Genomic DNA, 25,913 nt, shown 5'->3' on the forward strand with positions numbered 1-25,913 from the left:
TGTTTCAGAATCTGTTTTTAAAAGATTCCAAAACAAGTTCGAAAAAAATAAGAATATTTTATAAACAAATTTAGCATAATATATAATTATATCATTAAAAAACGGCGTATCAATTTAACTTTATTAGCAATAAAAATACACTTCAAAAATACAGCGTAGCTTATCTAAAAAAATTAAGTAAAATATTTTCTCATCACTTATAAAATAAATGACATTCCTTTCCAAGCAGTGTCTCTCAAAGAGGACGCTGCGTTAAAAGCTATACTTTGTTTTGTGTCTTCACAAACCAAAACACTAAAATCATTTCACTTCACCTATAAAATAAATAGTAGCACTTATAAATACAAAAACAGCACTTAAAAAATTACGACAAAAAAGGTAGTTTTTTTAATCACTTTTAACAGTAAAATACTACAACATGAAAAAAATATTTTTAGTATCCGTTTTATTCATATTATTTCAATCACAAACTTTTTCACAAATGAATAGTCCAGCAAAAATTCAAATTAATGGTTTCGAACAACAATTAAAAACAGCCAACGAATCTTTAGACAAAGGTTTATATAAAACAGCCGAAGCAAAAATAGCAACACTAGAAAAAATGTTAGAAACCATAAAGAAAAAAGATCCAAGCTACAATACAGCCGAGTTAGAACAAAAATTAAACGATTTTAAATCAAAATGCAGTAAAGAATCAACAGAAGCACAACAACTAAAAGCAGACACTAAAGAACAATACTACAATAATATAAAAATTAAAGATAAGTTAGAAATTATTAAAAACACAAAAAGCTTAGACGAAGCAACTGCAAAAGAATTGTTAGCACTAGATATTTCAACAATAGACATGAGCAATTACCAAAAAGTAGTAGAAGAATATGCCGCAACTACTATAAATAACGATTTACCTAATATAAAATCATTAATGACAGAAGTACCAATTGTACAAGAAGCACTCATTCACTATAACAAATTCGTAAATCAAAAAAGATATTGGCAAACAATGTCAACACTAATACCAAATTCTACTATAATAAAAGAAACCTATTCAAAATTTGACGCATTAGACAAAGAAATTGGTGGCGAAGCAGGAATTAAAGCCAATGCAAAAGCTCAGTATGCTGAATATCTAAAAAATAAAAAAATGCCAAGTGCTGTAACTAAAGATGTAACAGCAGAAAACATCATTAAAAAAGCATACGAAGACGAAGGCAAAAAACAAGGTTATAATAGAACACTACTTAAAATAAATTTGTTAGAAAACGATTGGACAATACTTACCAATAAATACACTAGTGTTATTGTAGGAAGAAAACGAGCAGCAGCCATTGCTTTTAAAGACAACAACACAGGCGAGTGTTACTTGTATCGTTTCTTTGAAGTCTATCAACAATACAATGGTTCTGGTTACAGTAATGGCGAAGGTACTTCTACTACAGAAGAACTAATTCCTTGCGAAAATGTAAAATAATAAATTACACATTAGGTACTTTTTATACTATGAGTTACACATATGGTTACTCCAATTGAAGTATTTCATACTGCTAGTTCTAAATAGGAAGTGCGTAGTACTTCAACTTTATTGGCAATAGCTTTTAAGTAGTAAAGCGTGGCGTAGCTACGCCACCTTATAAACAAACAAAATGAAAACCTATTTTTTCTACTGCGTAATTTGGGTTTATAGCAAAATTTCGTAGCAGAAAAAGCTAATGTTATATACTTACTAGTTTTTTTCAAATCACTTATAAACTTAAAATCATCACTTATAAAATAAATTTAAATTTTAAAGCGGTCGTATTTAATTTTATTTATAAAATAAAACAATGAAAAAAATATTAACTATTACATTGTTGATTTGTTGTATTCATCTTGGATACACGCAAAGCAATCTAACAGGAGCATCTGCTGTTTATTTAAAAGCGTATGAAACGAGTAAAGCAAGTGCAGAACAATATTTAGAAGCAGGCAAGTATACTATGGTCAATGCTAAAATCAATGCAATGATTAATAATCTAGAAAAACTAAAAAAGGCAAATCCTAGTGTAGATTTTTCTAGTAAAGAAAAAGAAATTGCTACACTTCAACAGAAAGCAGAAAGTGGTATTAATCAAAAAGCTACAAATTATCAATCTGCAAACGATGCCTATTATCAAAAAATAGAACTCAATCAAATTGTTAGCGAGTTTGTCAATTCACAAGAACCAAGTCAAGAAACAATTGATAAAGTCAAGAACATAGATTTAAATTTGGTCGATTTAGAAAAGCACAAGCCAACAGTACTTTCTGCTGCAGACAATATTGATTTTACAGTTAAAACACTTAAAAAAGATTTAGATTTTGGATTAGATGTAGCTTACGACAGATATACTGCTATCAATCAGTATTGGCAAATTTGTTCAGCGTTTTATCCAAACGAAACTAAAGTGCAACAAGCTAAACAAAAGTTAGATGCTATAACAAGTCAATACAAAATATCATCTAAAGAAGCATATAAAAAAGAAGTTAGTACAAAAGCAGATGCCAAAATTGCAAATAAAACAATGTTGCCAGCAGTTAGAACAGATAAAGCAACGGAAACACTATTTATACAAGCATTCAACAAAGAATCTACAACAAAAAAATGGGACAGAACACTACTAAAAGTCAATTTAATTAGCGATGATTGGAAAATAAAATATCATGAAGTTACAGGTAAAATTTTAGGCAGAAGACAATATGCTTGTATTGTTTATAAAGACAATTCAACAGGAAATTGTCAGATGTCTAAATATTATGAAATTTATCAAGAATATACAGGCAGTGGTTATTCTACAAATACTATCGGTGGATATGGAACTTCTTTTGAAGCATTTCCTTGCGAAAATATTAATAAATAAAAAAATATAAAATTATGACAAACGATAAAAAATTAAAAATTGGAGGTATTGTTATTGGCTTACTCTTTTTTTGCTTCTTTGCTTTTGTAGCACTACAAAACGGACAGTACAATAAAAAATTGCGTAAGGAAGGCATTAAAACCAAAGCACAAGTCATTGCTAAAGACAAACTAGTTACCAACAAAGGAAAAACCAAAGAAAGGTATTTAACTTTGGCAGTATTTGAAGATACTACAGCAATAGTTCAACCGAAAGAAAAAATCAATCCAAAAGATGCCAAAAATATTGATGATAAAATTGATGCTATTTTTGATAATTTGAATACTTCAGCTAGCAAACCAATTGGCAACTATACTACAATAACCATTACTGTGCCAAGCGAAGAATACAACAGTGCTAATATGAATGATTTTGTTGATTTTGTATATTTAAAAGACGAAATTAAAAAAGGCAAATTATATAGTATGATAGATTAAGCTAGAATCTCAAGTTGTTATAAGAGAAAAAATCTATTACAAAACATGGATTTTCTGTTTAGTTAATACTCACAAAGTAATAGGTTTAATACAAACAAATAAGTTCTATTAGCATTCAAAGCAGAGTCTCCTAAAAGGGACTCTGCGTTAATAATAAAACTTGCAAAGCTTATACGGTTGAATTAAAATACAGGATAACTCTTCTCAAATAAGAATTAAAAGAAAAAATCTATTACAAAACATGGAGTTTCTGTTTAGTTAATACTCATAAAGTAATAGGTTTAATACAAACAAATAAGTTCTATTAGCATTCAAAGCAGAGTCTCCTAAAAGGGACTCTGCGTTAATAATAAAACTTGCAAAGCTTATACGGTTGAATTAAAATACAAGATAACTCTTCTCAAATAAGAATTAAAAGAAAAAATCTATTACAAAACATGGAGTTTCTGTTTAGTTAATATTCACCAAATAATAAGTTTAATAAAAACAAATAAGTTTTATTTGTATAATTTTATATATTACTGTGTTATTGACTTATTTCTAAATAGTAGTTATACTTATCAATCGTTTGTTGCATTATTGCTTCAGCTTCTTCTTCAGCCATTGCAGTATCATAATCTCCTAAAAATTTGTAATTAATTAACTGATTATCTCTGATAAATAGTTGTGTTTGAAAAATTTCAGATTTTATATTTTCAGCATCTGAAAGATAAATTGGCTGACTATACTGCTCAAGTATTTCTCGATAAAAAATCAACTTCCATTTTTCATCAGCATAATAATAGCTATCCTTTTTTCCCATTTCACCAAAATGATGTGTTTCAATTTTAATTAGTCGATTTTCATAATAGTAAAAAGTTGCTTCTCCACCTTCTGTTGATTCCTCTAATTCTATTGTTCCTTTGTTAGCCATTGGCTTTATAGAATCAATATATTTTACGCGTTCATCTATCTGCTCTTCTATACTTTTTTCCTTGTACTGTTGTACTTTTTGTTTTTTGAAATCTGAAACTGAATCTACAACTGTTGATGAATTAGAATCAATTTTAGTTGTTTTATTTCCCTGACAAGAACTTAATAAGAGTACAAAACTCAAAAGAAATACATTGCTCATATTAGTGATGTTTTTTATTAGCCAATATTTATTTTTTCTGAAAAATTTAAGAATGTAGCCAAAATAGTTGTTAGAATAAATCATTTGTTTAATAAAATTAAGTTTATATAAAATATTATTTTTTAATTAGTAATACTTTTTGATTTTCCAAGTTTAGTTCAAAGAATTGTTTGTTCTCATTACGAATAATTAGAACAGTATCTCGAAGATAAAGAGAGTCAATATGAATGTCTTGAACATCTCGCTCAAGATCTTCCACATAGTGAATTGGATAAATTTCCTTTTTCCAATATATTGCTCGAGTTTTAGGATTAGAAGCAATTACTTTATTGATAGCTACACTATATTCAATTCCATTTACTACTATTGGATTAACAACTACAGGTGCTACGCGTTTTGCAGAAAAATTTTCGTTCTTAGTTGCATTAGTGTTTGTACCTCTCCAACATTGAAAAGAAAATAAAGACAATAGTATAAGAAATATTTTTTGAAATATTTTCATAAAAAATATGTTTTTATATATTCATATTTTAAAACCACTTAGTATTAATATACTCTTGATTGACTTGTTCAAATAAAACAAGACCATCATCTGCTAGTTTTTGAAGATTGTGAAACAAAATCTCACGCTCAGTAAAAAGCTGTCCTTTTCGTTGCTTTTCATCGTATTCATAGGTAAAATTAGGTAGTCCTTTAGTAGATACTAACCAAGAGCCATCTTCTTGTTTACTAGCTGCCACCATTTTTGATGTACCATGTTTTGTAGCTTTAATGGTTGTTATAAATACAAGTGCTTTATTTTTATCTTGATTCATAATAATCACTTCATCTAAATTTGTAGCATGCGTTTTCCAAAACAAATAACTAGGATTTGTTTCTGACAAATAAAGTAATGTTTTTGTTACAGCTATTTGTAATGCTTCTCTATCTTTCTCTGATGTGTTATTAAGAGCATATTGATAAATAGTTTTTACACTAGGAGTATAAAAGTTGTATTCTATTTCATTTAAATTTATAGTATCTTCTTTGCTATGCTTCATAGATTGATTGCATGAAAGTAAACAGCAACTAGACACCACTATAAATAGAAAAAAACGATATATGGCTTCTCTTAAAAATATACGCACTAGCTAGACTTTCATTATTGTTTAATTTTAAGTATATTCAAGCACAGGTTCTAAGATAAGTAATTTTAATGAATTAGACATAATGATTGACAAAGAGGTTGATAGACAAGCAAGACGATTTATCTATAAAACTTGGGATTTTTTTCAATATCGTTCTAGTCATAAGTGCATTATAGAGTATGTAGACTATAGTCAAATAGTGACTAACATACACCAAGAGATTTGGAATAATGCTAGTTTTGATGATGTAAAAAAACGCATTCAAAAATGTTTGCATGCTAGTACTATTTACGAAGATTTTAAGCATCGAATAGATCAATGGTATGAAAACCTAGAGCGTGTTACTGGAAATAGTCAACATCCTTTTTCTGGACAATATGTAATCAGTCATGTAATTGATGACATTAAAACCGTTCAAAAATATTTATTTCCAGAAGAGAAAATACTAGCACAAATAATTGAGTATGGTGAAGAGAAGCTAACTCAAATAGAAGAAATGCACAAAGTTGCTAGGAAAAATAAGCAATGGTCTTCAGTACACCAAAATCATTTGTTTGAAGTAATGTATACGAATAAAGGAAATATAAATCCTAGCACAGCTCAACTATCAGATTATCAATATACATTCAATCATAAAGACGAAATTTTTGCTGTTTTCTTTACTGATCGTCCATTAACAACTTCCTTAATAGAGCAATCTAAAGCCAAAACTGAATTGTTTGAACATCGACATTGGAATTGCGATCCATACACTACCAAGATTGCTGAAAATATGTTATCCATTATACACGAACAATATTTTATTATCATTCCAATTGTTGTCCATTTTGAAAGATTACTGACTTATTCCGAAGAGCAACAAGCTAGCGTACTTCAACATATGAATTATATAGAAAAATGGCAAAGAGAGAAACATTATATCACGCTTTTTTTCGGCAATATGGAACTTTTATCAAATCAATCATTTAAACAACAACAACCTTTTATTCTTCATCGACCACCTAGACTAAAAAATCGAATTAAAGAAACTATTCAGAAATGGAAAAATTACCAGCAATGAAATTCACAAAACTTTTTTCTATCTTTTTATTTTTAGGAGCTATATTCTTGCTATCTATAGCTTATCGTAGTTGGACTAAAAACAAAAAAACACAAATATTTAAAAAAGCATTAGACCAAAAAGGCATCACGGTTAAAGGACAGATTATAGGTTTCACCAATCGTCCAACAAGAAGCGTACAGCATCCTGGAGGAAAACCAACCATTTATAATAAAACAGATTATTGGATGCAGATTGCCTATCACGAAAAAGATACAGTAAATAGATTTCAGGTTTCATTTGAAGACATGCTTAATGATACAGATTCAAGTGTATTGAAAACAACACCAACTCAAACACATCAATACTTTACATTTGATGTACCTATTAGTCGTTTTGATCGTGAAAAATATAAGTTAAATGACTATGTTACTTTAAAGTATCTTCCAGACAATCCTGAACTTGCAGTCCTTGTTCAGTCAAATGGAAAATATCTGCTTACAAATTATAATTTTTTAATGTATTTATTTAGTATTTTGGGAATCATAGCATTGATTATAAGTGTTTTTTATTGGCTGGGTTATAAGATATAAATAATAAACAACAAAAAATCTAATAATATAATTCTATTCATAAAGAGATATCTAAATCCTCTATCTTTGCAACAATGAATTTACGACAGCTTTTTTTACAACACATTGCACCAACATCACCAAATCCGCTGGCTTTACAAATTAGCAAAGCACAAGGTGTTTATCTCTACGATGAAAACAATAAAGCATACCTCGATTTAATTGCTGGTATTTCCGTAAGCAATGTTGGTCATTGTCATCCAAAAGTGGTTCAAGCGATACAAGAACAAGCAGCGTCGTATATGCATACACTCGTTTATGGCGAAATGATTATGAGTCCACAAGTGCAATTAGCTAAGTACATTTGCGACTTACTACCAAACTCATTAAACAGTGTTTATTTTACCAATAGTGGAGCAGAAGCTACCGAAGGTGCTATGAAATTAGCCAAACGATACACTGGCAAAACAGAAATCATTTCTTGCTACAAATCGTATCACGGAAGTACTCAAGGTGCATTGAGTATTTTAGGCGATGAATATTTTAAACAAGCATTCCGACCATTAGTTCCAGATTGCAATCAAATTACATATAATAATTTTAAGGATATTGATAAAATCACTACAAAAACAGCAGCAGTTTTTATAGAGTTGGTTCAAGCAGAAGCTGGTGTAATTGTTGGTGATACTGCATGGATAAATGCACTACGAAATAAATGTAACGAAACAGGTACACTTTTGGTTTTTGATGAAATACAAACAGGTTGTGGTAGAACTGGTAGTATGTTTCGCTTAGATGCAATTGGCGTTGTTCCAGATATTTTATTGTTGGCAAAAGGATTGGGTGGAGGAATGCCTATTGGTTGTTTTATTGCTAATAAAAAACTAATGGATAGTTTTACCAATAATCCAGTGTTGGGACACATTACAACTTTTGGTGGAAATGCAGTCTGTTGTGCTGCTGCTTTGGCTAGTTTAAAAGTTATTGTAGAAGAAAAATTATATCAATCTGTTGATAATAAAAATAAGTTATTTCTAGAATTGTTACAGCATTATCAAATACAAAAAATTACACATTGTGGTTTGATGATGGCAGTACATTTAAACAATTTTGAAGCAGTACAACAAGTAATTCAATATGGTTTAAATAATGGTTTGGTTACCGATTGGTTTTTATTTGCCGATAATTGCCTACGCATTGCTCCACCATTAATTATTACAGAAGACGAAATTAAACAAGCTTGTACTATACTTTTAGCTGGATTAAATGAATTGGATTAAAAAAAATATCAACAATAAAAATATTATTTGGAATATTATTTTTTTACTATTCGTTAATTTATTAGTAAAACCATTCTGGATTTTTGGTATTGACAGAACTGTTCAAAATCAATTAGGCGAAACTGTTTACGGAACTTATTTTGCGATACTCAACTTTTCTTATCTGTTTCAGTTTCTGTTAGATTTAGGCATACAAAACTATAATGTAGTAAAAATTGCCAAAGGTGAAAAAACAATCGACAATCTGTTACCACAATTATTATCTATCAAATTAATTACAGCTATACTTTTTTTCGTAGTAAGTTTTATCATTGCATTGCCATTACATTATACTCATCAAAAAATATTTTATTGGATATTAATTAATCAAATTCTATTGTCTTTTATTATTTATTTTAGAAGTAATGTAAGTGCTAATCAACATTTTTTTAAAGACAGCTTACTTTCTGTTTTAGATAAATTACTCATGATTTTTTTTGTAGGAATGCTATTGTGGTTTCCTATAATAAAAATTCCATTATCTATCAATAGTTTTGTAGTAGCACAAACCATTGCTTATACTATTACATTATTGGTAAGTATCATCGTAATTAATCAATATAGAAAAGAAAAAATATTATTTATAGATATTTATCAAATCAAACCAATACTAAAACAATTGTTGCCTTATGTTTTTGTGTTTTTTTTAATGAGTATTTACTACAGAATAGATAGTGTAATGCTACAACAAATGCAATCAGATTATGATGCTGGAATTTATGCTCAAAGCTATCGACTAATAGATGCATTTAACAATTTTGCTTATCTCATTGCTATAATTTTGTTGCCATTCTTTGCTAAAAATATCAATAATAAAAAAACTAATCATAAAGTTGTATTACAACTGTCTCTTGCTATGATTTTATTTACAGCTATAGTCATTTTTATTACAAGAATGTATGCTACGAATATTGTTCAATTGCTTTATCATAATTCCGATTTAGTGTATTCGTCAAATGTTTTATCAATTTTAATCATCAATATTTTACCTATTGGATTATTATATATTTTTGGAACTTATCATACTGCAAGAGAAAATTTTAAGATGATGTTGCCAACATTATTTATAGCAACACTTTTAAATATTGTGTTGAACTATATCTATATTCCAAATTATGGTGCAGTTGGTGCAAGTTTTGCTACGGTTATTACACAGTTTTTTGTACTAGTAATTTATTTATGGTCGTATTTTAAACATAAGAATTAAAAGTTGTCGTCCTTACCAAATTTGTGAGTTTAAACACAGATTATCTCAAACTTATAAATTACAAAAAATATAGATTGATTAGCATATAAAGAAACTAACTTGCTTAGTTATTGATTCATAACTCATTTACATTAATTAGAATTAGGTTTAAATTCAACCTACTAATAACGAATTCTTTTTTTTCGTAAGAATGAAAAAAGAACAACAGCGTATTACAACCCAGTTATGGCAATACCAAATGTTATTGGATGCATTTGTGGTCCTTTGTCTGTTTCAAATAAAGAAGAAATAGAGTAATTGGCAAATACATTGATTAAGCCATAACCAAATCTTAGATAAGTACCGTATCTAATTTTGTTCATGTTGTCTACTTTAAACTCTTTAAATTTAACTTCGCCAGTTCCTGTGTTTAAGTCTTCTCCTTTGTATTTCCATTTGCTTCCTAGTAAAAAGCCAACTTTAAAACCTGCTGCTACTTTCCAAGAAGCTCCTTTTTTGTTTGGCTTAGAACGATATCTAAATTCAATAGGAATATCGAAATAAGTTAATCCTAACTTAGATTTTTTCACATTGATAGAGTCGTTTAATCTAGGAAAACTAGTAATTGAATCATACAATTGTGTATTGCTAGACCAAGCAATTCCATTTTTTTTGTGATAATAGTTCTCTGTGCCAATTCCTGCACCTGGTGCTATACTAAACTGCGATTTTCCTAATACTACATCGTATAAAAAATAAGCATTAAATCCTCTTGATAAAGCACTTAGTTTAAAGTCTTTTGGTTTGTTGGTTAATTGATTTAATGTAAACTCTAGCAATATTCTATCTTTTGCTTTATTTACTTTTTCTTTTACTTCTGGCGAAATGCCTTTGGTTGTTTCTGTTTCTACTGTTTCTTGAGCAAAAGAAAAGCTTACTAATACAACGAATACAATTGATAAAAGATATTTATACATAGTGTTTTACTTTAAAAGAACAAAAGTAAGTAATTTAAGTATAGTGTAAAAGAAATTTAGAAAGTTTAATATATTATTGGTAAATCGTAATACTTATTAAAGATGTTGGTGCTTAATGAAAATCCGAAAGAATTGTTCTTAAAACTGTCAAATAATGGATTGTTGAATTTGTAACTTCTTAATTGTAGTTTGGCTTCTACTACTAAGTTTATTTTCGGATTTAAAATATAACCTACTCTAACTTCATTATCAAAAATAGAGTAACGATCGCCATTAAACTTGCTTACATCATTTGGATTGCTGGCTTGTGTATACGATTTTAATATGTTTGCACCATAGTTATTATCATCTGGAGTATTGTCTACTAAATCGTAACCTGCTTTGGTAAAACTCATTTTGTATTTAGCATACACTCTTTTCCATTGATAGCTTATGTTTGCCAAAAACTCATTAAAATTTGCACCCATTGGATGTGCAAGCGATTGATTGTAATGCGAATAAGAAAGTGTGCTGTCTTTTCCTTGATACATATACGGTCGTACACTATTAAATTCTAACTGTAAGTTTAAGTTTGCGACATTGCCTACATCAAAATATTTCCAGCCAACTTGATAGCCCAATCTCTTGTCTACACTATTTGATTTTCCCCAACTATTTATCGCCAACTGACCGTATAATACATTGTACTTTGGAAGCGTTACTTTTCCGTTAAAACCATATATTTTATTGGTATGCTCGTCTAATTTCTTTTGAAAAGCACGAACACCTATTATTGGATTTAAGTAATTATAATCGAAAAAAGTGTTTCCATCTGCTGTAGTTCTTTTCCACATAATGCCTTCAAAAACACCTAATTGTAGCCATTTTGCAGCATCTATACTTAGATAATTATAACTTGCTAATTTTTTTGGATAACCTAATGTAAAGTCAGTACCTCTTCTTATTGTGTTAAGATGTTCTGCATAAATTACCGTATATTTTATTCGCCAAAAGTTAGTGCTAAGTTTTGCATATGGAGAGTTATAAGCATTGTCTGATAACAATAAGGAACGATAACCATCGCCAATAAAGTGTTTGCCTTGACCTATTTCAAAATTAAGTTGCTTTATTGGTGCATAGTTAATGTAAGCAATTGCAGAAGAAAAATCTAGCGTTCCGTTTGTGGTAGGACGAGACCTTGCTTCGCCTGGAATTGCAATTGTTTGAAGATTGTATACATGAACATATCCTGGAAATTTAGCAACTGTATTGGTAAAAGCAGTATATAGCGACACTTTTTTACCTATGTTTGCTTTAATTTCTCCACCGATAGTTCTTGTGTAAATGGTATTTTTTCCTAAAAAGTCATAGCCAAAACCTATATTTACAATTGGATTGATAGCAATATAAAATTTTCTGTTTACATAGCCAGTGTCTGTAACTACACCATCATAAGTAACGCCTTCTTCTACTTCTGTTGGTCTCCAATATTTAACAAAGCCATGTTCATCAAAAGCCAAAATATCTTCGTAACCAATATCATTTATCATTTTAGAAAACCAGTCTGATTTTTTTAAACGCGTATACTGTATTGCTGTATCTGGATAGACAAACTGATAGACTTCTGCTGCACTATAAGGTTTTATAGCAGAGTGAAAACTAGCTTTATCAAAACCATTTAACTGCTTTTCATAAGTTAATACTTTGTCTTTATTAAGGTAAAGCTGTTCTTGCTGAGCTTGTAAGAAGAAAGAGAGACCAAAGGCAAAAAGGAATAATAAAAAAGACTTGTTAATATGCATTTTTATCACCAAAGGTACTAAATATAGTTTTAAAAATAATCTCTATATCTAATTTTAACGACCAAGATTCTAAATATTCTACATCTTTCAATACTCTATTTTCCATGTCTTTTGGGTCTTTGGTTTCGCCTCTATATCCACTCACTTGTGCCAATCCTGTAATTCCTGGTTTAATTAAATGACGCACCATAAACTTATCTACTATTTTTGAGTATTCTTCGGTATGTTTCAACATATGTGGTCTTGGTCCTACAATAGACATGTCTCCTAATAATACATTATAGAATTGTGGCATTTCGTCTATATTATATTTTCTAAGAATTTTACCTATTGGTGTAACTCTAGAATCGCCTTTAGTTGCTTGTTTAGTATCTGACTCATCATTAACATACATTGTTCTAAACTTATATACTGTAAATGCTTGATTTCTTACGCCAGACCGTTTTTGTTTAAATAAAACTGGTCCTTTAGAACCTAACTTAATCAATAAAGCAACTATCGGAAAAATAAAAAGTGTAAAAACGAATAAAAACGAAATAGAAAAAACAATATCAAATACTCTTTTTATAATTTGATTGATAAAGCTTTCTAATGGTTCTTCTCTAATGGTTAAAACAGGAACACTTCCATAGTAATCAATATCTACTTTATTAAAAGAAGTAGGTAAATAACCACTAAAGTCTGGAATAATTTTAACTCTGGTTAAATTGTCTTCTGCCAACTCAATAAATTCTTGAATCGTATGATTTTCATCTTTAGGAATGGCAATAAACAATTCTTCTACCATATTTCTTTGAATGTATACTTTAGCATCTTCTAGGTTGCCTTTAATTTCTTTTTGTACATAGTTTGGATATTGTTTTGGATTATCATCAAAATAACCAAAAAAAGCATAACCAAATTCTAAACGATGTTCTAGCATTTCTCTAAATCGCTGAGCACTTTCAGAAGCACCAAGTATCATCAAGTTTCTATTATTATGACCTCTTGCTCTATAAAATCTAGCAATTTTAATAAAGCCAAATCGCCAAAAAGTAGTTAGCGGAACTGCAATTAAAAAGTTAATAAAAATTACTTGTCTAGATAATTTAAAAGTAGCAAAAAAGTCTTTAAAGGTTACGATATAAGCAAAGTTCAATAAAATTTGAATAATAAATAGCTTGAATAAAGCACCAACTAAATCATAGAACTTAGTATTTCTAAAAATGTTAAATGTATTAGAAAAATGGGCTGCAATTAAGTAATTGACATTTAAAAACAGCCAAAAAGTAAAATATTTTGGATCTAAAATTGTTTTATACTCAGAATTTAAACTCAACAAAATACCAATAGCATAGCCAAAGTTGAGAATAAGCATATCGCCAATGGTGTTTACTAGGATATAGATGCTAGTGTATTTTTTTACACGACTCTTCATTTTAGGTAATGTTTACATAATATAGTTGTAAGAATAGCCCACAAAGTTGCAAGATTTTATTGTTTTTTTAAAATTTTTATCTAAAAATTAAGTTAATTAATATTCAACTTTAATATTTGATTAAGCAAGAAACAAAAAATTATGCATTTCTACATAAATTTTATGGAAAAACTTAAGAATATGCGTCTAAATAAATATAACTTTGTTCAACGATAAAAAATACAAAAATGGCAGCGAAAGAAAACAACGAGAATAAATTAAAAGCACTACAACTTACATTAGACAAGCTAGACAAACAATTTGGCAAAGGAACAGTAATGAAATTAGGCGATAGCAATGTTATTGAAGCAGAAGTAATTTCTACTGGTTCATTAGGATTAGACTTAGCATTAGGCATTGGTGGACTACCAAGAGGTAGAATTGTAGAAATATATGGTCCAGAATCTTCTGGTAAAACAACAATTGCAATACATGCTATTGCAGAAGCTCAAAAACAAGGAGGTATTTGTGCTTTTATTGATGCAGAGCATGCTTTTGATAAAAAATATGCAGAATCATTAGGCGTAGATACAGATAATTTATACATCACTCAACCAGATGATGGTGAGCAAGCACTAGAAATTGCAGAGCAGTTAATTCGTTCTGCTGCTATTGACTTATTAGTTGTCGATTCTGTGGCGGCACTTACTCCAAGAAGTGAAATAGAAGGAGAAATGGGCGACAGTAAAATGGGTTTACATGCACGATTAATGTCTCAAGCTATGAGAAAGTTAACAGCATCAATTAGTAAAACCAGTTGTTGTTGTATTTTCATCAATCAATTAAGAGAAAAAATTGGTGTAATGTTTGGCAATCCAGAAACGACTACTGGTGGAAATGCCTTGAAATTTTATGCTTCTATTCGTTTAGATATAAGAAGAATTGGTGCTATAAAAGATAAAGAAAGCAATGTAATTGGTAATAATACAAGAGTTAAAGTAGTAAAAAATAAATTAGCACCACCTTTTAGAACAGCAGAATTTGATATTTTCTTCGGAAAAGGTATTTCTAGAGAAGCAGAAGTAATTGACATAGGTGCAGATTTAGGTATTGTACAAAAAAGTGGTTCTTGGTTTAGCTATGATGATCAGAAATTAGGTCAAGGCAAAGACACCGTTAAGCAAATACTATTAGACAATCCTGAATTGAAAGAAGAAATAGAAGCTAAAATAGTGGAGCGATTAAAAGATAATGCTTAGTAAAACGAGCATAAACAATATTTTATTTTGGATAGCCATTTTGTGTGCTATATGGTTCGCAATTTTTGGTCTTGTTTGGTTTTATTTAATGGCATTAGTTATTGCTTATCCTGTAGGTGTGGTAAGTTTATTAATTTGGTTTTATATAAAAAGAGACCAACAACCAAGAAATAAAGCTATTCCAATTATTTTAGGTGTAGGATTAGCAATGTCTTTAATTGCACTGCTTTGTTTGTTTATCATTACAAATATCTAAATTAAATGATAGCTTCTGTTGATGAATATTTAGAAAAAGGTTGTTTTAGATGTAAACTTGGAGGAACGCCAGATTGTAAAGTACATACTTGGACAGAAGAGTTAAAGTTGTTAAGAGCCATAGCACTAGAAACAGAATTAACAGAAACTATAAAATGGAGTATTCCTTGTTATACTTACAAAGGAAAAAATGTATTGTGTATTGCTGCCTTTAAAAACTTTTGTTCCATTAGTTTTTTTAAAGGAGTGCTTTTAAAAGATTCAAAAAAGTTGTTGGTAAAAGCTGGCGAAAACACTCAAGCCAATAGACTTTTAAAAGTTACTACTGTAGATGAAATTCTTAAAATACGAGCAACGATTAAAGCATATATTAATGAAGCAATTGCTTTAGAAAAAAACGGACAACAAGTTGAGTTTAAAAAAACAAAAGAAAATATTCCAGTAGAATTAGCAGAAATGTTTAAAGTAGATAAAAAACTAGAAACTGCTTTTTATGCATTAACACCAGGAAAACAAAGAGGATACTTATTGTACTTTAACGAACCCAAGCAAAGTAAAACCAAAGTTGCTAGAATAGAAAAAAGTATAGAAAAAATACTTAATAATGAAGGACTACACGACCAATATAAAAATTGTAAGTAAGTATATACTATTTATTGTGTTTTCGGTTTTTCTTATAGTCATCATACAGTAAGTGTACCATTCCATCGCCTAGACCTACTTTTGGTACAATTAGGTTTTTAATGTTGAGTTCTTTCATAATGAATTTAAAAATTTGTAGTGCAGGTACAATTACATCTGCTCTGTCTGGTTTAAAATTATAAGTTGCCATTTTTTCTTCTTGCGACATTTTACTCAATGTTTTATAAGAAGATTTGACTGTTTCGTAAGACACCTTTTTTTCAATGGCATTTGTAAAAGTATTGAGTACTGCATTTATATTTCCGCCAACACCTATGCCTTTTATTTTATTATACTCTTTTTTTATAGATTTTAACCAATTTTGTAAATTGTTCCAATCTTTAGTTTTAACATCTTCTACATTTAATCGTATTGTACCGATATTAAAAGATTTTTTGGTAATTGTTTTTCCTCTGCTTATTAAAACTAACTCTGTGCTTCCTCCACCAACATCTATGTACAAATAGTTTTTGTTTTCATTAAGTCCAAATTTTTCTACATGATTGTGTAGTACTAAAGAAGCTTCTTTTTGTCCGCTTATCACTTCAATATTAATACCTGTTTTAGCTTTTACCAAAGCAACTACTTCTTTGTTGTTTGATGCATCTCGCATAGCAGAAGTAGCACAAGCCATTATACTTACTGGTTGATGCACATTAATTAAATGCTGATATGCTTGCATGGTGGTTACAATTTGTTGCATTTTCTTTTTAGTAAAAAAACCATATTGAAAAGATTCTTCGCCTAAACGAAGTGCTACTCTATACATGGCATCTTTAATAAAAACTGGACCGTTTTCTGTTTGTATTACATTAATAAATATTAATCTTACTGCATTAGAACCTATGTCAATTGCTCCAAATTTCATAGTGTTTTTATTTTACTACAAAAATAAGCAATTTTTAAGAATTCATTTTTATATGTGTATAAAACAGATATTATTTTCTACCACTTTTCACAATCATCGTTTGGTGTTAAATTGGTTTGTTTAAACATTGCTCTGGTTTTTACTTTTTGTTTTTCTCTTGCTATTAGTAAGTCTGCTATAATATCTCCTGCATTGCTTTCGGTTTCCTCTAACAACATTTGTCTTACTTTGTTTTCGGCAACATCTATTCTATATAAAATGCTGAGTAACTTTTCAAAATCGGTATTGATTAAGTCGTTAATTTCACTACTTAACCATTTTTTTAATGCTTCATCGTTTTCAAACGATTGACTGTCTTCTCTAAATAATTGTACTATATTATTGTATTTAATTACATCGCTCATTTTATAAAACTACTTTTTCTATTCCCATGCCAAACAAAGCATAATCGTATTTTATTGGATCTGTTGGACAAATCTGCTTTAAGTTATCACTTAATTCTACAACAGTCAACCAATCTTTTTGTTTTCTTGCAATTAAATTTAATTGTCGTGCATAATTTTCTACATGCACATCTAAAGGACATAACAAATTTGCTGCATCAATAGTTTTCCAAATACCAAAATCAACACCATTATTGTCTTGTCTTACCATCCATCGCAAATACATATTTAATCGTTTACAAGTAGATTTTTTTATTGGTGATGCGATGTGTTTTCTAGTTCTTTCGCTTATTGGTTCATACGAAAAAATAGTATTGTGAAAATCTATCAATCCTTGTTGAATGGTTTTATTAGAAAAGAGTTTTTCTAAACTATTGTTTTGAATATATATTTCTTTTAATGAAGCAATTAAATATAATAAATCTGTTGCATTAAATGTACGATGTACGAGATCTTGCATTGGTTTTAAATCCTTTGTTGTGTGATTAACGATAAAATCATACGGTTGATTGTCCATCATCGTAATTATACGATTGGCATTTTTAATAATTGTTTTCCGATTTCCCCAAGCTAAAATAGCAGCAAAAAATCCAGCAATTTCTATGTCTTGTTTCTTTGTAAAACGATGTGGAACACTTATTGGGTCATCATCAATAAAATTAATATTGTTGTATTTATCATGATAAAAGTTTAATAAATCTATTATTGTTTGATTTACCATATTTTTCGTTCTTCATCTGTAGTATTATCTATTTGATTGCTTGGATTAAATGGAGATTTTGTGGCAGTTTGATGCATCAATTGTTTAGCTCCTTTTATACTTTTATATAAAGCATACATGGCTAACAAACCTAAAAATGGAATGGTATTTTGCATTAAACAAAAATCGTAAGCACCATGTAAAGCCACAGGATACAACCATGCTTTAGTCATTAATTTAGTTCTAATAATTGGATTTTGTTCAAACTTTGCCAATCCTAAATGGAAACCCATAGTTACACCAAAAATAGCATGTGCAGGAACTGCCGTAAATATGCGTAGCAAGCCAACAGCAACGCCACCTTCTGCTACATACATGATATTTTCAAAGGTAGCAAAACCCATTCCTATAAATACTGCGTAAACAATACCATCATAAGCTTCGTCAAATTCTCTTCTACGAAAAAAGAAAAATCTTAAGAAAATAAACTTAGCAGTTTCTTCTGTAATGGCAACAATTATAAAAGCATAGATAAAATGTTGTATAAATGTTTTTTCTTTTGGTAATGGCAAAATAGAGTCGAAAAAACCATAACCAATCATTGTAGGAATGATACTAAATACGCCTAGTAAGAAAGCGAAAAATAAATATATAATTGGTTCTTTTTCGTAAAGATCTTTTTTATAGGTGTAATACGCAATGGCTAATCCAGGAAAAATAGCTAATGCAATTAAAAACAAACTCATTGAGTAAATATAATTTATTTATTGTAATAAATTAACTACTAAACCTGTTTTTAGTTTTGGTTCGAACCATGTTGATTTTGGTGGCATAATTTCTCCACTGTCTGCAATATTCATAAGTTGCTCAATACTTACTGGATATAGTGCTATTGCTAATTGGAAATCGCCATTTTCTACTTGATCTTGTAGTGTTTGTAAACCTCTAATGCCTCCTACAAAATCTATTCTATCATCTGTTCTTTGGTTGGTGATATTTAAAATTGGTTCTAAGATGTATTTACTCATCACTGTAACATCTAAACAAGCAATTGAATCAGCATCATCGTAAGTGTGCGATTTAGCTTTTAATGCAAACCATGCTCCACCTATAAAAATAGAAAATTCGTGTACTTGTTCTGGTTTGTATAAAGTTCCTTTATTAACAATATCAAAATTTTCTGATAATTTTTGTAAAAAATCTTCTACGGAATAACCATTTAAACCTTTTACTAAGCGATTGTAATCTAATATTTGTAATTGATTACTCGGAAAGAGACAGGACAAGAAATAGTTATAGCTTTCTGTTCCATTATGATTTGGATTTTCTTCTCTTAAAAGTTGCCCTACTTTAGCTGAAGCAGCAGAACGATGATGTCCATCGGCAATATACGATAAAGGAACGGTTTCTTTAAATAATTGTGTTAATTGTTCTATTGTAGTGCTATCATCAATCACCCATAATTCATGTTGAACTTCTTGGCTATCTATAAAATCATTTTCTTTTTCGTGTGTAGCAATATAGTTATTTATCAATGCATCAATTGCCTCCACAGATTTATAAGTTAAGAAAACCATTCCAGGTTGAGCCAACTGCGTTTTCATGTGTTTGATTCTGTCGTTCTCTTTTTTAGGCAATGTTAGCTCGTGTTTTTTTATTTTATCGTCAAAATAATCATCAATAGAAGAAGCTGCGACCAAACCAATTTGCTTTCTGCCATTCATCGTTTGTGCATAGATGTAATAACTTGGTTTTTCATCTTGTTGTAGCCAAGTTTTCTCTATGAATGATTGAAAAATTGCCTTTCCTTTTTGATAAACTTCATCGGCATACATATCTATACCATTATCAAAATTGATTTCTGGCTTAGAAATTCTTAAAAAAGAATACGGATTGTCTTTTGCTTCTGCTTTAGCTTCTTCGGTATTTAAAACATCATATGGTTTACAAGCAATTTGTGCTACGAGTTCTTTTTGAGGTCTTAATCCTTTAAAAGGTTTAATATTTATCATATTTTATGGAATTATATTTTTCATTAAGACAATATATATTGCACCAGCAGCATATCCTAAAAATGCTAACCAGCCAATTCTTTTAGCATACCAAATAAAGTTGAGTTTTTCTATTCCCATAGCTGCTACACCTGCTGCTGAACCTATTACTAAGATACTTCCTCCAACACCAGCACAGTAGGCAATAAAATGCCAAAAATGACTGTCTACTGCAAATTGTTGTATGCTATACATTCCTTGTGTTGCTGCTACTAATGGTACATTATCTACAACGGCAGAAAGTAATCCGATGATGAAAGTAATTAAATCGTAATTACCAATATGTGTGTCCATCCATTGTGCCATTGCTCGTAGAATGCCTGCTTCTTGTAAAGCTGCTACTGCTGATAAAATTCCGAAGAAAAAGATAACACTTGGTAAGTCTATATTTTCTAAGGCACGATAAACAGACAACTCTTTTTTTGTTGCTGTTTCGCTTTTTTTATGTAATAAATCTGTAGTAAACCAAAATATACCTAGAGAAAAAAGCATTCCCATAAATGGTGGTAAGTGCGTTAAGGTTTTAAATATTGGTACAAATAATAATAATGCTACGCCATACCAAAAAATAAAAGTGCTAGTTTTTGTTGAAATGTTTAGATTTTCTCTTTCTACTTTTAATTCAATATTCATCTTTCCTTTAAAAGAAAAAGACAGTACAAAAACTGGAACTACTAAACAAATTAATCCTGGAATGAAGTTTGCCAAAAATACTTTTAATGGTGTAATTTGACCACCAACCCAAAGTAGTGTTGTAGTAACATTTCCTATTGGTGAAAAAGAACCACCTGCATTAGCTGCAATAACAACAATACCTGCAAGTAACATTCTTTCTTCTTTGTTGTCTACAATTTTTCGTAGTAATGACACCATTACAATTGCAGTTGTAAGGTTATCTAAGATTGCTCCACATAAAAAAGAAATGATAGCTACAATCCACAAGAATTTCTTTTTACTATCTGTTTTGATGAAGTTGGTAATAACGATAAATCCATTGTGTAAATCTATAATTTCAACAATGGTCATTGCTCCAATAATAAAAAATAAAATTCCTGCAATTTCTGGAATGACATGTTCAAAACGATGTGTTACTTCTATGCCTTCTGAAAATACCATAAGTGTCCACATAGCAACACCTGTAATTACAGCAGCAGCAGCTTTGTCTATGCCTATATTATGCTCGAAAATTATTGCAGCATATCCTACACAAAATATTAAAAGTAGCAATATAATTTCAACACCCATAAAACTCGTTTAAGCCAAAATTACACAAATAATAGATTATCTCCATATTTAGAGTAATAACGCACTATTAAATGTCTGTTTATTTTCTAAATGGTTTGTCTTTGCTAACAATTTTATGTTCTTTAAACGCTCCATTTGAAAATGACTCTATTGCTTTTCTATAAATATCATCTTGAATATTTATAATTTTATAATAAATATTATAATTAAATAAATTTTGACCAATCAATGCTTTTAATTGTAAGTCGATTAGTGGTTTAACTTCTTCCATTGTTTCGGTGCTATCTATCGTTGCTTTCTTTTCTTTTGCAAAATCTATAAACGCATCAAATAGTGTTTTATCAATATTAAATTTGTCTATGTATTTTTCTTCTGTTGAATATTTATCCGACAAAGTATTTCTGTTGTCATTAACATACTTTAAAGCGAACTGATTAAAACTTCCTGTTCTAATTAGCTTGTTATAAAACTTCACTGAATTGGTGGTATCTATTGGCACAAAAATATCTGGAATAATGCCTCCGCCAGCATAAACAACTCTTTTTGCATTGGTATAATATTTTGTACTGTCTTTTATTGGAATTTTAGTCGCATCAAACAACTCTCCGCTTTTATATCTTTCGTTGATGTCTTCATAGTATTCATCTTTTCCTTTTTCATAACTTCTCTGAATATTTCTTCCGCTTGGTGTATAATAATGTGCCATTGTTAAACGAACAACTGATTTATCTGGTAAGAAATATCCTTTTTGTACTAAACCTTTACCAAACGACCTTCTGCCTATTACCAAACCTCTGTCCCAATCTTGAATAGCACCAGAAACAATTTCACTAGCAGAAGCAGAACTTTGGTCTATCATTACAACTAACTGACCGTCTTGAAAATTGCCTTCTGTTGTAGAAACTAAATCTTGTCTTTCTTGTGATTTTCCTTCAGAATATACTATTAGTTTTCCATCGTTTAAAAATAAATCGGACAATGCTTGTGCTTGGCTCAAATATCCTCCACCATTGCCTGTTAAATCTAGAATAAGCTTGGTCATGCCTTTGTTTTTCAAACTATCAATTGCAGCTTCAACTTCTTCGGTTGCTGTAGCAGAAAATCTTGATAGTTTAATATAGCCAATTTCGTCATCTACCATGTATTGTGCTGTTACTGCATAAATTGGTATTTTATCTCTAATAATTTCAAAGTCAAGTAATTCTTGTTCTCCGTATCTTAAAACTTTTACTGTTACTTTAGTTCCTTTTTTTCCTTTTAAATATTTAAACACATCTTCATTGTTTATTCCAACACCAGCAATTAAAGTCGTGTCTACATAAATTATTTTATCGCCGTCAAGCAATCCTACTTTTTGTGATGGACCACCATCTATAACATGAACAACAATTAAAGTATCTTCATAAATTTGAAACTGAATGCCAACACCTTCAAAATTTCCTTCTAATGGTTCATTGGCTTTTGCATATTCATCTGCTGTAAAATAAACAGAGTGTGGATCTAATTGCTTTAGAATGTGTTTCATTCCAACATCTACCAAAGAATCTGCATTTACATCAGATACATAGTAATTGTCTAATAACTTTAAGAATGTTGCCATTTTTTGTTGGTACATCTGTGCATTAACACCCAACATTGTTGCAGCAAAAAAAGTAAAGAGTATAAGCTTTTTCATGAGATAAAGAAACAAAATAAAATAAACTTTTAACGGTAAAAAGTCTTATCGTTTCTTAATATATACTATTCAACAATTATACTTTAGTGATAATTGCCAAGAGCAAAATTATACTCAACCAAAATAAATATTTTACAATATGTAGATATTCTGTCATAAGCATTGTTATAAAGTAAATATAATCAAATGCACACATATTGTCAAATTAAATAATATGATTTGGTGTGGTGTATTTGTGGAAAACTATACTTTGCAACAACACAAAAAACCATTTTAGAACAGATAACATATTAAAATGCTAATTACATTTTGTTTGATTAACTTTGTACCGTTATTAGACAAAAAGCATATTGTAAACAAAGATGACTAAAGAAAGAAAAAGCGACCATATTGAATTAGCATTTAATGCTCAAGAAAATACTGTTGATAATCGTTTTTCTTTTGAACCATTTTTGGCAGCTCATCCTAATGAAAAGTTAAAACCAATTCCCTTTCTTGATAAAACGCTACAAACACCAATTTGGATAAGTAGCATGACTGGTGGAACTGAAAAAGCATTTCATATTAATGAGAATTTAGCTAAAGCTTGCAAGCAGTTTGGAATGGGAATGGGTTTAGGTTCGTGCAGACCTTTATTAGAAAGCAAAGACAGACTGGCTGATTTTGATTTTAGAAAAACAATTGGCAACGATTTACCTTTTTTTGCTAATCTTGGTATTGCTCAAATAGAATATTTATTAGATAATAATGCTACTAATAAAATTGTAGATTTAGTCAATCTATTAGAAGCAGATGGTTTAATTGTTCATGTAAATCCGTTACAAGAATGGTTACAACCAGAAGGCGATGTAATTCTTCATCCACCAATAGAAACCATAAAACGATTAATAGAAAAAGTCAATTTTAAAATAATTGTAAAAGAAGTAGGACAAGGTTTTGGTTATGAAAGTTTAAAACAACTGATGTTATTGCCTATTGATGCTATTGAATTTGCGGCACATGGTGGTACTAACTTTGCTAAATTGGAACTACTACGAACTACTACTCAAAATCAAAACACCTATGAAGCATTGGCATATATTGGTCATCAAGCTAATGAAATGACTGTTTTTGCAAATACTCTTATAGACGAATTAAAAGACAAAGCACTGTGTACTAATTTCATTATATCTGGTGGTATTAAAAACTTTTTAGATGGTTATTATTACACTCAAAAATTGAATAGCAATGCCATTTATGGTCAAGCAAGTACATTATTGAAATATGCAGAACAAAGTTATGAAGCTTTGGAAGCATACATCATATCACAAATAAAAGGACTGCAATTGGCAAATGCATTTTTAACAATAAAAAAATAACTATGGCACAAGTTGAAGGATTTTCTAAACTAAGCAAAGCACAAAAAATAGATTGGTTAATAGACAATTATTTTCAAGGAGATGAAAGCGTAAAAGAAGAATTGACTGGTTATTGGCATCAAAGCAAAAAAGTGCAAAACAGCTTCGATGAGTTTACCGAAAATACAATTACCAATATGTATATGCCTTTTAGCGTTGCTCCAAACTTTTTAATCAACAATAAATGGTATGCATTGCCAATGGTTATAGAAGAAAGTTCTGTGGTTGCTGCGATGTCGAAAACAGGTAAATTTTGGAGTGAAAGAGGTGGTTTTCATAGCAAAATTATAGATACTCAAAAAGTTGGACAAGTACATTTTTTATATACTGGTGATAAAAATCAACTCAAAAATGCTTTTCCTAATTTAAAGAAAGAACTACTAGAAAATGGCAGTTATCTTACAGTAAATATGGATGCTCGTGGTGGTGGTGTTTTAGATATTGAACTGGTAGATTTAACACACGAGGAACCTAACTATTATCAACTAAAAGTAAGTTTTGAAACTTGCGACTCAATGGGTGCTAATTTCATTAATACCGTTTTAGAAGAGTACGCAACTTATCTCAAAGAAAATATCAATTCAAATAATAGTTATGATGGAAGTTTAACCATCATCATGTCAATTGTGTCTAACTATACACCAAATTGTTTAGCTAGAGCTTGGGTAGAATGTAAAGTAGAAGATTTAGGAAGTCAAGCTGGACTAAGTGCTGAAGAATTTGCAGAAAAAATTAAAATGGCTGTTAGAATTGCAGAAGTAGATCCACACAGAGCAACAACACACAACAAAGGCATTTACAATGGAATTGATGCTATTATTATTGCTACTGGAAACGATTTTAGAGCAGTTGAAGCTTGTGGTCATACTTACGCTTCTAGAAACGGAAGATATAGTAGTTTAACTCATTGTAGTATTGACAATGGCATTTTTAAGTTTTGGATAGATTTACCTTTGGCTGTAGGAACTGTTGGTGGATTAACACAATTGCATCCATTAGTAAAAAGAAGTTTGCAAATTTTAGGCAATCCAAATGCACAAGAATTAATGCAAATTTGTGCTGTTGCTGGTTTGGCTCAAAATTTTGCAGCATTAAAAGCACTAACTACTGTTGGCATTCAGCAAGGACATATGAAAATGCACTTGCTTAATATTTTAAATCACTTAGAAGCAAACAAACAAGAAAAAGAAGTTGCTTTAGACTATTTTAAAGACAAAATTGTGTCGCATACCACTACAAGAGTGATGTTAGAACAATACAGAAAAGCTTCCAAAAAAGTATAAGATAAAATTCGTTTTTCCTTAAAATTTTATAGTGTTGAAAAACGACCTTCAATAAATTTAGCGAGAACTAATAAAAAAGCGTAAAAAATCTTGCTGTTTGAGTTCCGAATATTTTTTCGGAACGAGTTTCAAGATTTTTAGTTTTTTTAAGCAGTTCAAGCGTTAAGAATTTATTGCAGTCTTGATTTTTTGC

At 29.8% G+C, this 25,913-nt stretch carries 25 protein-coding genes; 12 read left to right on the forward strand and 13 right to left on the reverse strand.

Translation table 11 applies throughout. From position 1 onward, the window contains the following. Nucleotides 1-418 precede the first annotated feature (418 nt). The 3 genes from H6553_00765 to H6553_00775 all read left to right on the forward strand — a co-directional run bounded on the left by H6553_00765 (nucleotide 419) and on the right by H6553_00775 (nucleotide 3,352). Entirely contained in the window at nucleotides 419-1,471 is a 1,053-nt protein-coding gene (locus H6553_00765) for a hypothetical protein (protein ID MCB9032348.1), read from the forward strand. A 352-nt stretch (nucleotides 1,472-1,823) separates the two neighbouring features. Further along, nucleotides 1,824-2,876 carry a hypothetical protein gene (locus tag H6553_00770; GenBank protein ID MCB9032349.1) on the forward strand — a complete coding sequence of 351 codons (1,053 nt, stop codon included), beginning with the start codon at nucleotides 1,824-1,826 and terminating at the stop codon, nucleotides 2,874-2,876. A 14-nt stretch (nucleotides 2,877-2,890) separates the two neighbouring features. After that, on the forward strand, nucleotides 2,891-3,352 hold the full coding sequence (locus H6553_00775; GenBank protein MCB9032350.1) for a hypothetical protein: 462 nt from the start codon (nucleotides 2,891-2,893) through the stop codon (nucleotides 3,350-3,352). A gap of 526 nt (nucleotides 3,353-3,878) precedes the next feature. Here H6553_00775 and H6553_00780 read toward each other — a convergent pair. The 3 genes from H6553_00780 to H6553_00790 all read right to left on the reverse strand — a co-directional run bounded on the left by H6553_00780 (nucleotide 3,879) and on the right by H6553_00790 (nucleotide 5,506). Beyond that, on the reverse strand, nucleotides 3,879-4,466 hold the full coding sequence (locus H6553_00780; GenBank protein ID MCB9032351.1) for a hypothetical protein: 588 nt from the start codon (nucleotides 4,464-4,466) through the stop codon (nucleotides 3,879-3,881). A gap of 115 nt (nucleotides 4,467-4,581) precedes the next feature. Beyond that, nucleotides 4,582-4,968 (reverse strand): hypothetical protein, encoded by a 387-nt coding sequence (locus H6553_00785; GenBank protein MCB9032352.1) that lies wholly within the window; start codon nucleotides 4,966-4,968, stop codon nucleotides 4,582-4,584. A 28-nt stretch (nucleotides 4,969-4,996) separates the two neighbouring features. After that, entirely contained in the window at nucleotides 4,997-5,506 is a 510-nt protein-coding gene (locus H6553_00790; GenBank protein ID MCB9032353.1) for a hypothetical protein, read from the reverse strand. 169 nt (nucleotides 5,507-5,675) lie between these two features. Between H6553_00790 and H6553_00795 the strand changes: the two genes are divergently transcribed. From H6553_00795 to H6553_00810, 4 genes are all read left to right on the forward strand, one after another. Then, nucleotides 5,676-6,653, forward strand: a complete 978-nt coding sequence (locus H6553_00795) for a hypothetical protein (GenBank protein MCB9032354.1) — start codon at nucleotides 5,676-5,678, stop codon at nucleotides 6,651-6,653. Then, nucleotides 6,632-7,225 (forward strand): DUF3592 domain-containing protein, encoded by a 594-nt coding sequence (locus tag H6553_00800; GenBank protein MCB9032355.1) that lies wholly within the window; start codon nucleotides 6,632-6,634, stop codon nucleotides 7,223-7,225. Before H6553_00795 ends, H6553_00800 begins: the two co-directional genes overlap by 22 nt. Nucleotides 7,226-7,299: 74 nt before the next feature. Then, complete coding sequence (locus H6553_00805; protein ID MCB9032356.1) at nucleotides 7,300-8,484, forward strand: aspartate aminotransferase family protein; 1,185 nt, start codon at nucleotides 7,300-7,302, stop codon at nucleotides 8,482-8,484. Then, nucleotides 8,471-9,730 (forward strand): oligosaccharide flippase family protein, encoded by a 1,260-nt coding sequence (locus H6553_00810; protein ID MCB9032357.1) that lies wholly within the window; start codon nucleotides 8,471-8,473, stop codon nucleotides 9,728-9,730. The genes H6553_00805 and H6553_00810 overlap by 14 nt, the downstream gene beginning before the upstream one ends. Before the next feature lie 212 nt (nucleotides 9,731-9,942). Here H6553_00810 and H6553_00815 read toward each other — a convergent pair whose 3' ends face one another. The 3 genes from H6553_00815 to H6553_00825 form a co-directional block, all read right to left on the reverse strand. Further along, nucleotides 9,943-10,686, reverse strand: a complete 744-nt coding sequence (locus H6553_00815) for a PorT family protein (GenBank protein ID MCB9032358.1) — start codon at nucleotides 10,684-10,686, stop codon at nucleotides 9,943-9,945. 65 nt (nucleotides 10,687-10,751) lie between these two features. Beyond that, nucleotides 10,752-12,467, reverse strand: a complete 1,716-nt coding sequence (locus H6553_00820; GenBank protein ID MCB9032359.1) for a hypothetical protein — start codon at nucleotides 12,465-12,467, stop codon at nucleotides 10,752-10,754. Beyond that, nucleotides 12,457-13,884 (reverse strand): undecaprenyl-phosphate glucose phosphotransferase, encoded by a 1,428-nt coding sequence (locus H6553_00825; GenBank protein MCB9032360.1) that lies wholly within the window; start codon nucleotides 13,882-13,884, stop codon nucleotides 12,457-12,459. Before H6553_00825 ends, H6553_00820 begins: the two co-directional genes overlap by 11 nt. 227 nt (nucleotides 13,885-14,111) lie before the next feature. Here H6553_00825 and recA point away from each other — a divergent pair, with 227 nt between their 5' ends. From recA to H6553_00840, 3 genes are all read left to right on the forward strand, one after another. Next, nucleotides 14,112-15,122, forward strand: coding sequence for a recombinase RecA (gene recA, locus H6553_00830; protein MCB9032361.1), 1,011 nt, complete (start codon nucleotides 14,112-14,114; stop codon nucleotides 15,120-15,122). Nucleotides 15,123-15,210: 88 nt separating this feature from the next. Then, nucleotides 15,211-15,378 carry a hypothetical protein gene (locus tag H6553_00835; protein MCB9032362.1) on the forward strand — a complete coding sequence of 56 codons (168 nt, stop codon included), beginning with the start codon at nucleotides 15,211-15,213 and terminating at the stop codon, nucleotides 15,376-15,378. A 5-nt stretch (nucleotides 15,379-15,383) separates the two neighbouring features. Then, nucleotides 15,384-16,019, forward strand: coding sequence for a DUF1801 domain-containing protein (locus H6553_00840; protein ID MCB9032363.1), 636 nt, complete (start codon nucleotides 15,384-15,386; stop codon nucleotides 16,017-16,019). Nucleotides 16,020-16,026: 7 nt separating this feature from the next. Here the strand turns inward: H6553_00840 and H6553_00845 are convergent, their stop codons facing one another. The 7 genes from H6553_00845 to H6553_00875 form a co-directional block, all read right to left on the reverse strand. Next, nucleotides 16,027-16,926: an exopolyphosphatase gene (locus H6553_00845; GenBank protein ID MCB9032364.1), complete on the reverse strand. Its 900-nt coding sequence runs from the start codon at nucleotides 16,924-16,926 to the stop codon at nucleotides 16,027-16,029. Nucleotides 16,927-17,003: 77 nt separating this feature from the next. Next, nucleotides 17,004-17,330 carry a hypothetical protein gene (locus tag H6553_00850; protein ID MCB9032365.1) on the reverse strand — a complete coding sequence of 109 codons (327 nt, stop codon included), beginning with the start codon at nucleotides 17,328-17,330 and terminating at the stop codon, nucleotides 17,004-17,006. Between the two features lies 1 nt (nucleotide 17,331). Further along, nucleotides 17,332-18,090, reverse strand: a complete 759-nt coding sequence (locus H6553_00855; GenBank protein MCB9032366.1) for a TIGR02757 family protein — start codon at nucleotides 18,088-18,090, stop codon at nucleotides 17,332-17,334. After that, nucleotides 18,084-18,815 carry a PrsW family intramembrane metalloprotease gene (locus H6553_00860; protein ID MCB9032367.1) on the reverse strand — a complete coding sequence of 244 codons (732 nt, stop codon included), beginning with the start codon at nucleotides 18,813-18,815 and terminating at the stop codon, nucleotides 18,084-18,086. The genes H6553_00855 and H6553_00860 overlap by 7 nt, the downstream gene beginning before the upstream one ends. Nucleotides 18,816-18,833: 18 nt before the next feature. After that, entirely contained in the window at nucleotides 18,834-20,081 is a 1,248-nt protein-coding gene (locus H6553_00865; GenBank protein ID MCB9032368.1) for a DUF1015 domain-containing protein, read from the reverse strand. A 3-nt stretch (nucleotides 20,082-20,084) separates the two neighbouring features. Then, complete coding sequence (nhaD, locus tag H6553_00870; GenBank protein ID MCB9032369.1) at nucleotides 20,085-21,365, reverse strand: sodium:proton antiporter NhaD; 1,281 nt, start codon at nucleotides 21,363-21,365, stop codon at nucleotides 20,085-20,087. Nucleotides 21,366-21,444: 79 nt separating this feature from the next. Further along, nucleotides 21,445-23,040 (reverse strand): S41 family peptidase, encoded by a 1,596-nt coding sequence (locus tag H6553_00875; GenBank protein ID MCB9032370.1) that lies wholly within the window; start codon nucleotides 23,038-23,040, stop codon nucleotides 21,445-21,447. Nucleotides 23,041-23,402: 362 nt separating this feature from the next. Between H6553_00875 and H6553_00880 the strand changes: the two genes are divergently transcribed. Further along, entirely contained in the window at nucleotides 23,403-24,398 is a 996-nt protein-coding gene (locus tag H6553_00880) for a type 2 isopentenyl-diphosphate Delta-isomerase (GenBank protein ID MCB9032371.1), read from the forward strand. Nucleotides 24,399-24,400: 2 nt separating this feature from the next. After that, a complete protein-coding gene (locus tag H6553_00885; GenBank protein MCB9032372.1) occupies nucleotides 24,401-25,720 on the forward strand; it encodes a hydroxymethylglutaryl-CoA reductase, degradative in 1,320 nt (439 codons plus the stop codon). Nucleotides 25,721-25,913 lie beyond the last annotated feature (193 nt).

The sequence above is a fragment of the Chitinophagales bacterium genome (genome assembly GCA_020636535.1).
GTDB lineage: Bacteria > Bacteroidota > Bacteroidia > Chitinophagales > JADIYW01 > JADJSS01.

What these genes read in the sequence shown, in the direction of transcription:
- H6553_00765 (MCB9032348.1), top strand. Translation starts at nt 419, where the DNA reads ATGAAAAAAATATTTTTAGTATCCGTTTTATTCATATTATTTCAATCA.
- H6553_00770 (MCB9032349.1), top strand. Translation starts at nt 1,824, where the DNA reads ATGAAAAAAATATTAACTATTACATTGTTGATTTGTTGTATTCATCTT.
- H6553_00775 (MCB9032350.1), top strand. Translation starts at nt 2,891, where the DNA reads ATGACAAACGATAAAAAATTAAAAATTGGAGGTATTGTTATTGGCTTA.
- H6553_00780 (MCB9032351.1), bottom strand. Translation starts at nt 4,466, where the DNA reads ATGAGCAATGTATTTCTTTTGAGTTTTGTACTCTTATTAAGTTCTTGT.
- H6553_00785 (MCB9032352.1), bottom strand. Translation starts at nt 4,968, where the DNA reads ATGAAAATATTTCAAAAAATATTTCTTATACTATTGTCTTTATTTTCT.
- H6553_00790 (MCB9032353.1), bottom strand. Translation starts at nt 5,506, where the DNA reads ATGAAGCATAGCAAAGAAGATACTATAAATTTAAATGAAATAGAATAC.
- H6553_00795 (MCB9032354.1), top strand. Translation starts at nt 5,676, where the DNA reads ATGATTGACAAAGAGGTTGATAGACAAGCAAGACGATTTATCTATAAA.
- H6553_00800 (MCB9032355.1), top strand. Translation starts at nt 6,632, where the DNA reads ATGGAAAAATTACCAGCAATGAAATTCACAAAACTTTTTTCTATCTTT.
- H6553_00805 (MCB9032356.1), top strand. Translation starts at nt 7,300, where the DNA reads ATGAATTTACGACAGCTTTTTTTACAACACATTGCACCAACATCACCA.
- H6553_00810 (MCB9032357.1), top strand. Translation starts at nt 8,471, where the DNA reads ATGAATTGGATTAAAAAAAATATCAACAATAAAAATATTATTTGGAAT.
- H6553_00815 (MCB9032358.1), bottom strand. Translation starts at nt 10,686, where the DNA reads ATGTATAAATATCTTTTATCAATTGTATTCGTTGTATTAGTAAGCTTT.
- H6553_00820 (MCB9032359.1), bottom strand. Translation starts at nt 12,467, where the DNA reads ATGCATATTAACAAGTCTTTTTTATTATTCCTTTTTGCCTTTGGTCTC.
- H6553_00825 (MCB9032360.1), bottom strand. Translation starts at nt 13,884, where the DNA reads ATGAAGAGTCGTGTAAAAAAATACACTAGCATCTATATCCTAGTAAAC.
- recA (MCB9032361.1), top strand. Translation starts at nt 14,112, where the DNA reads ATGGCAGCGAAAGAAAACAACGAGAATAAATTAAAAGCACTACAACTT.
- H6553_00835 (MCB9032362.1), top strand. Translation starts at nt 15,211, where the DNA reads ATGGCATTAGTTATTGCTTATCCTGTAGGTGTGGTAAGTTTATTAATT.
- H6553_00840 (MCB9032363.1), top strand. Translation starts at nt 15,384, where the DNA reads ATGATAGCTTCTGTTGATGAATATTTAGAAAAAGGTTGTTTTAGATGT.
- H6553_00845 (MCB9032364.1), bottom strand. Translation starts at nt 16,926, where the DNA reads ATGAAATTTGGAGCAATTGACATAGGTTCTAATGCAGTAAGATTAATA.
- H6553_00850 (MCB9032365.1), bottom strand. Translation starts at nt 17,330, where the DNA reads ATGAGCGATGTAATTAAATACAATAATATAGTACAATTATTTAGAGAA.
- H6553_00855 (MCB9032366.1), bottom strand. Translation starts at nt 18,090, where the DNA reads ATGGTAAATCAAACAATAATAGATTTATTAAACTTTTATCATGATAAA.
- H6553_00860 (MCB9032367.1), bottom strand. Translation starts at nt 18,815, where the DNA reads ATGAGTTTGTTTTTAATTGCATTAGCTATTTTTCCTGGATTAGCCATT.
- H6553_00865 (MCB9032368.1), bottom strand. Translation starts at nt 20,081, where the DNA reads ATGATAAATATTAAACCTTTTAAAGGATTAAGACCTCAAAAAGAACTC.
- nhaD (MCB9032369.1), bottom strand. Translation starts at nt 21,365, where the DNA reads ATGGGTGTTGAAATTATATTGCTACTTTTAATATTTTGTGTAGGATAT.
- H6553_00875 (MCB9032370.1), bottom strand. Translation starts at nt 23,040, where the DNA reads ATGAAAAAGCTTATACTCTTTACTTTTTTTGCTGCAACAATGTTGGGT.
- H6553_00880 (MCB9032371.1), top strand. Translation starts at nt 23,403, where the DNA reads ATGACTAAAGAAAGAAAAAGCGACCATATTGAATTAGCATTTAATGCT.
- H6553_00885 (MCB9032372.1), top strand. Translation starts at nt 24,401, where the DNA reads ATGGCACAAGTTGAAGGATTTTCTAAACTAAGCAAAGCACAAAAAATA.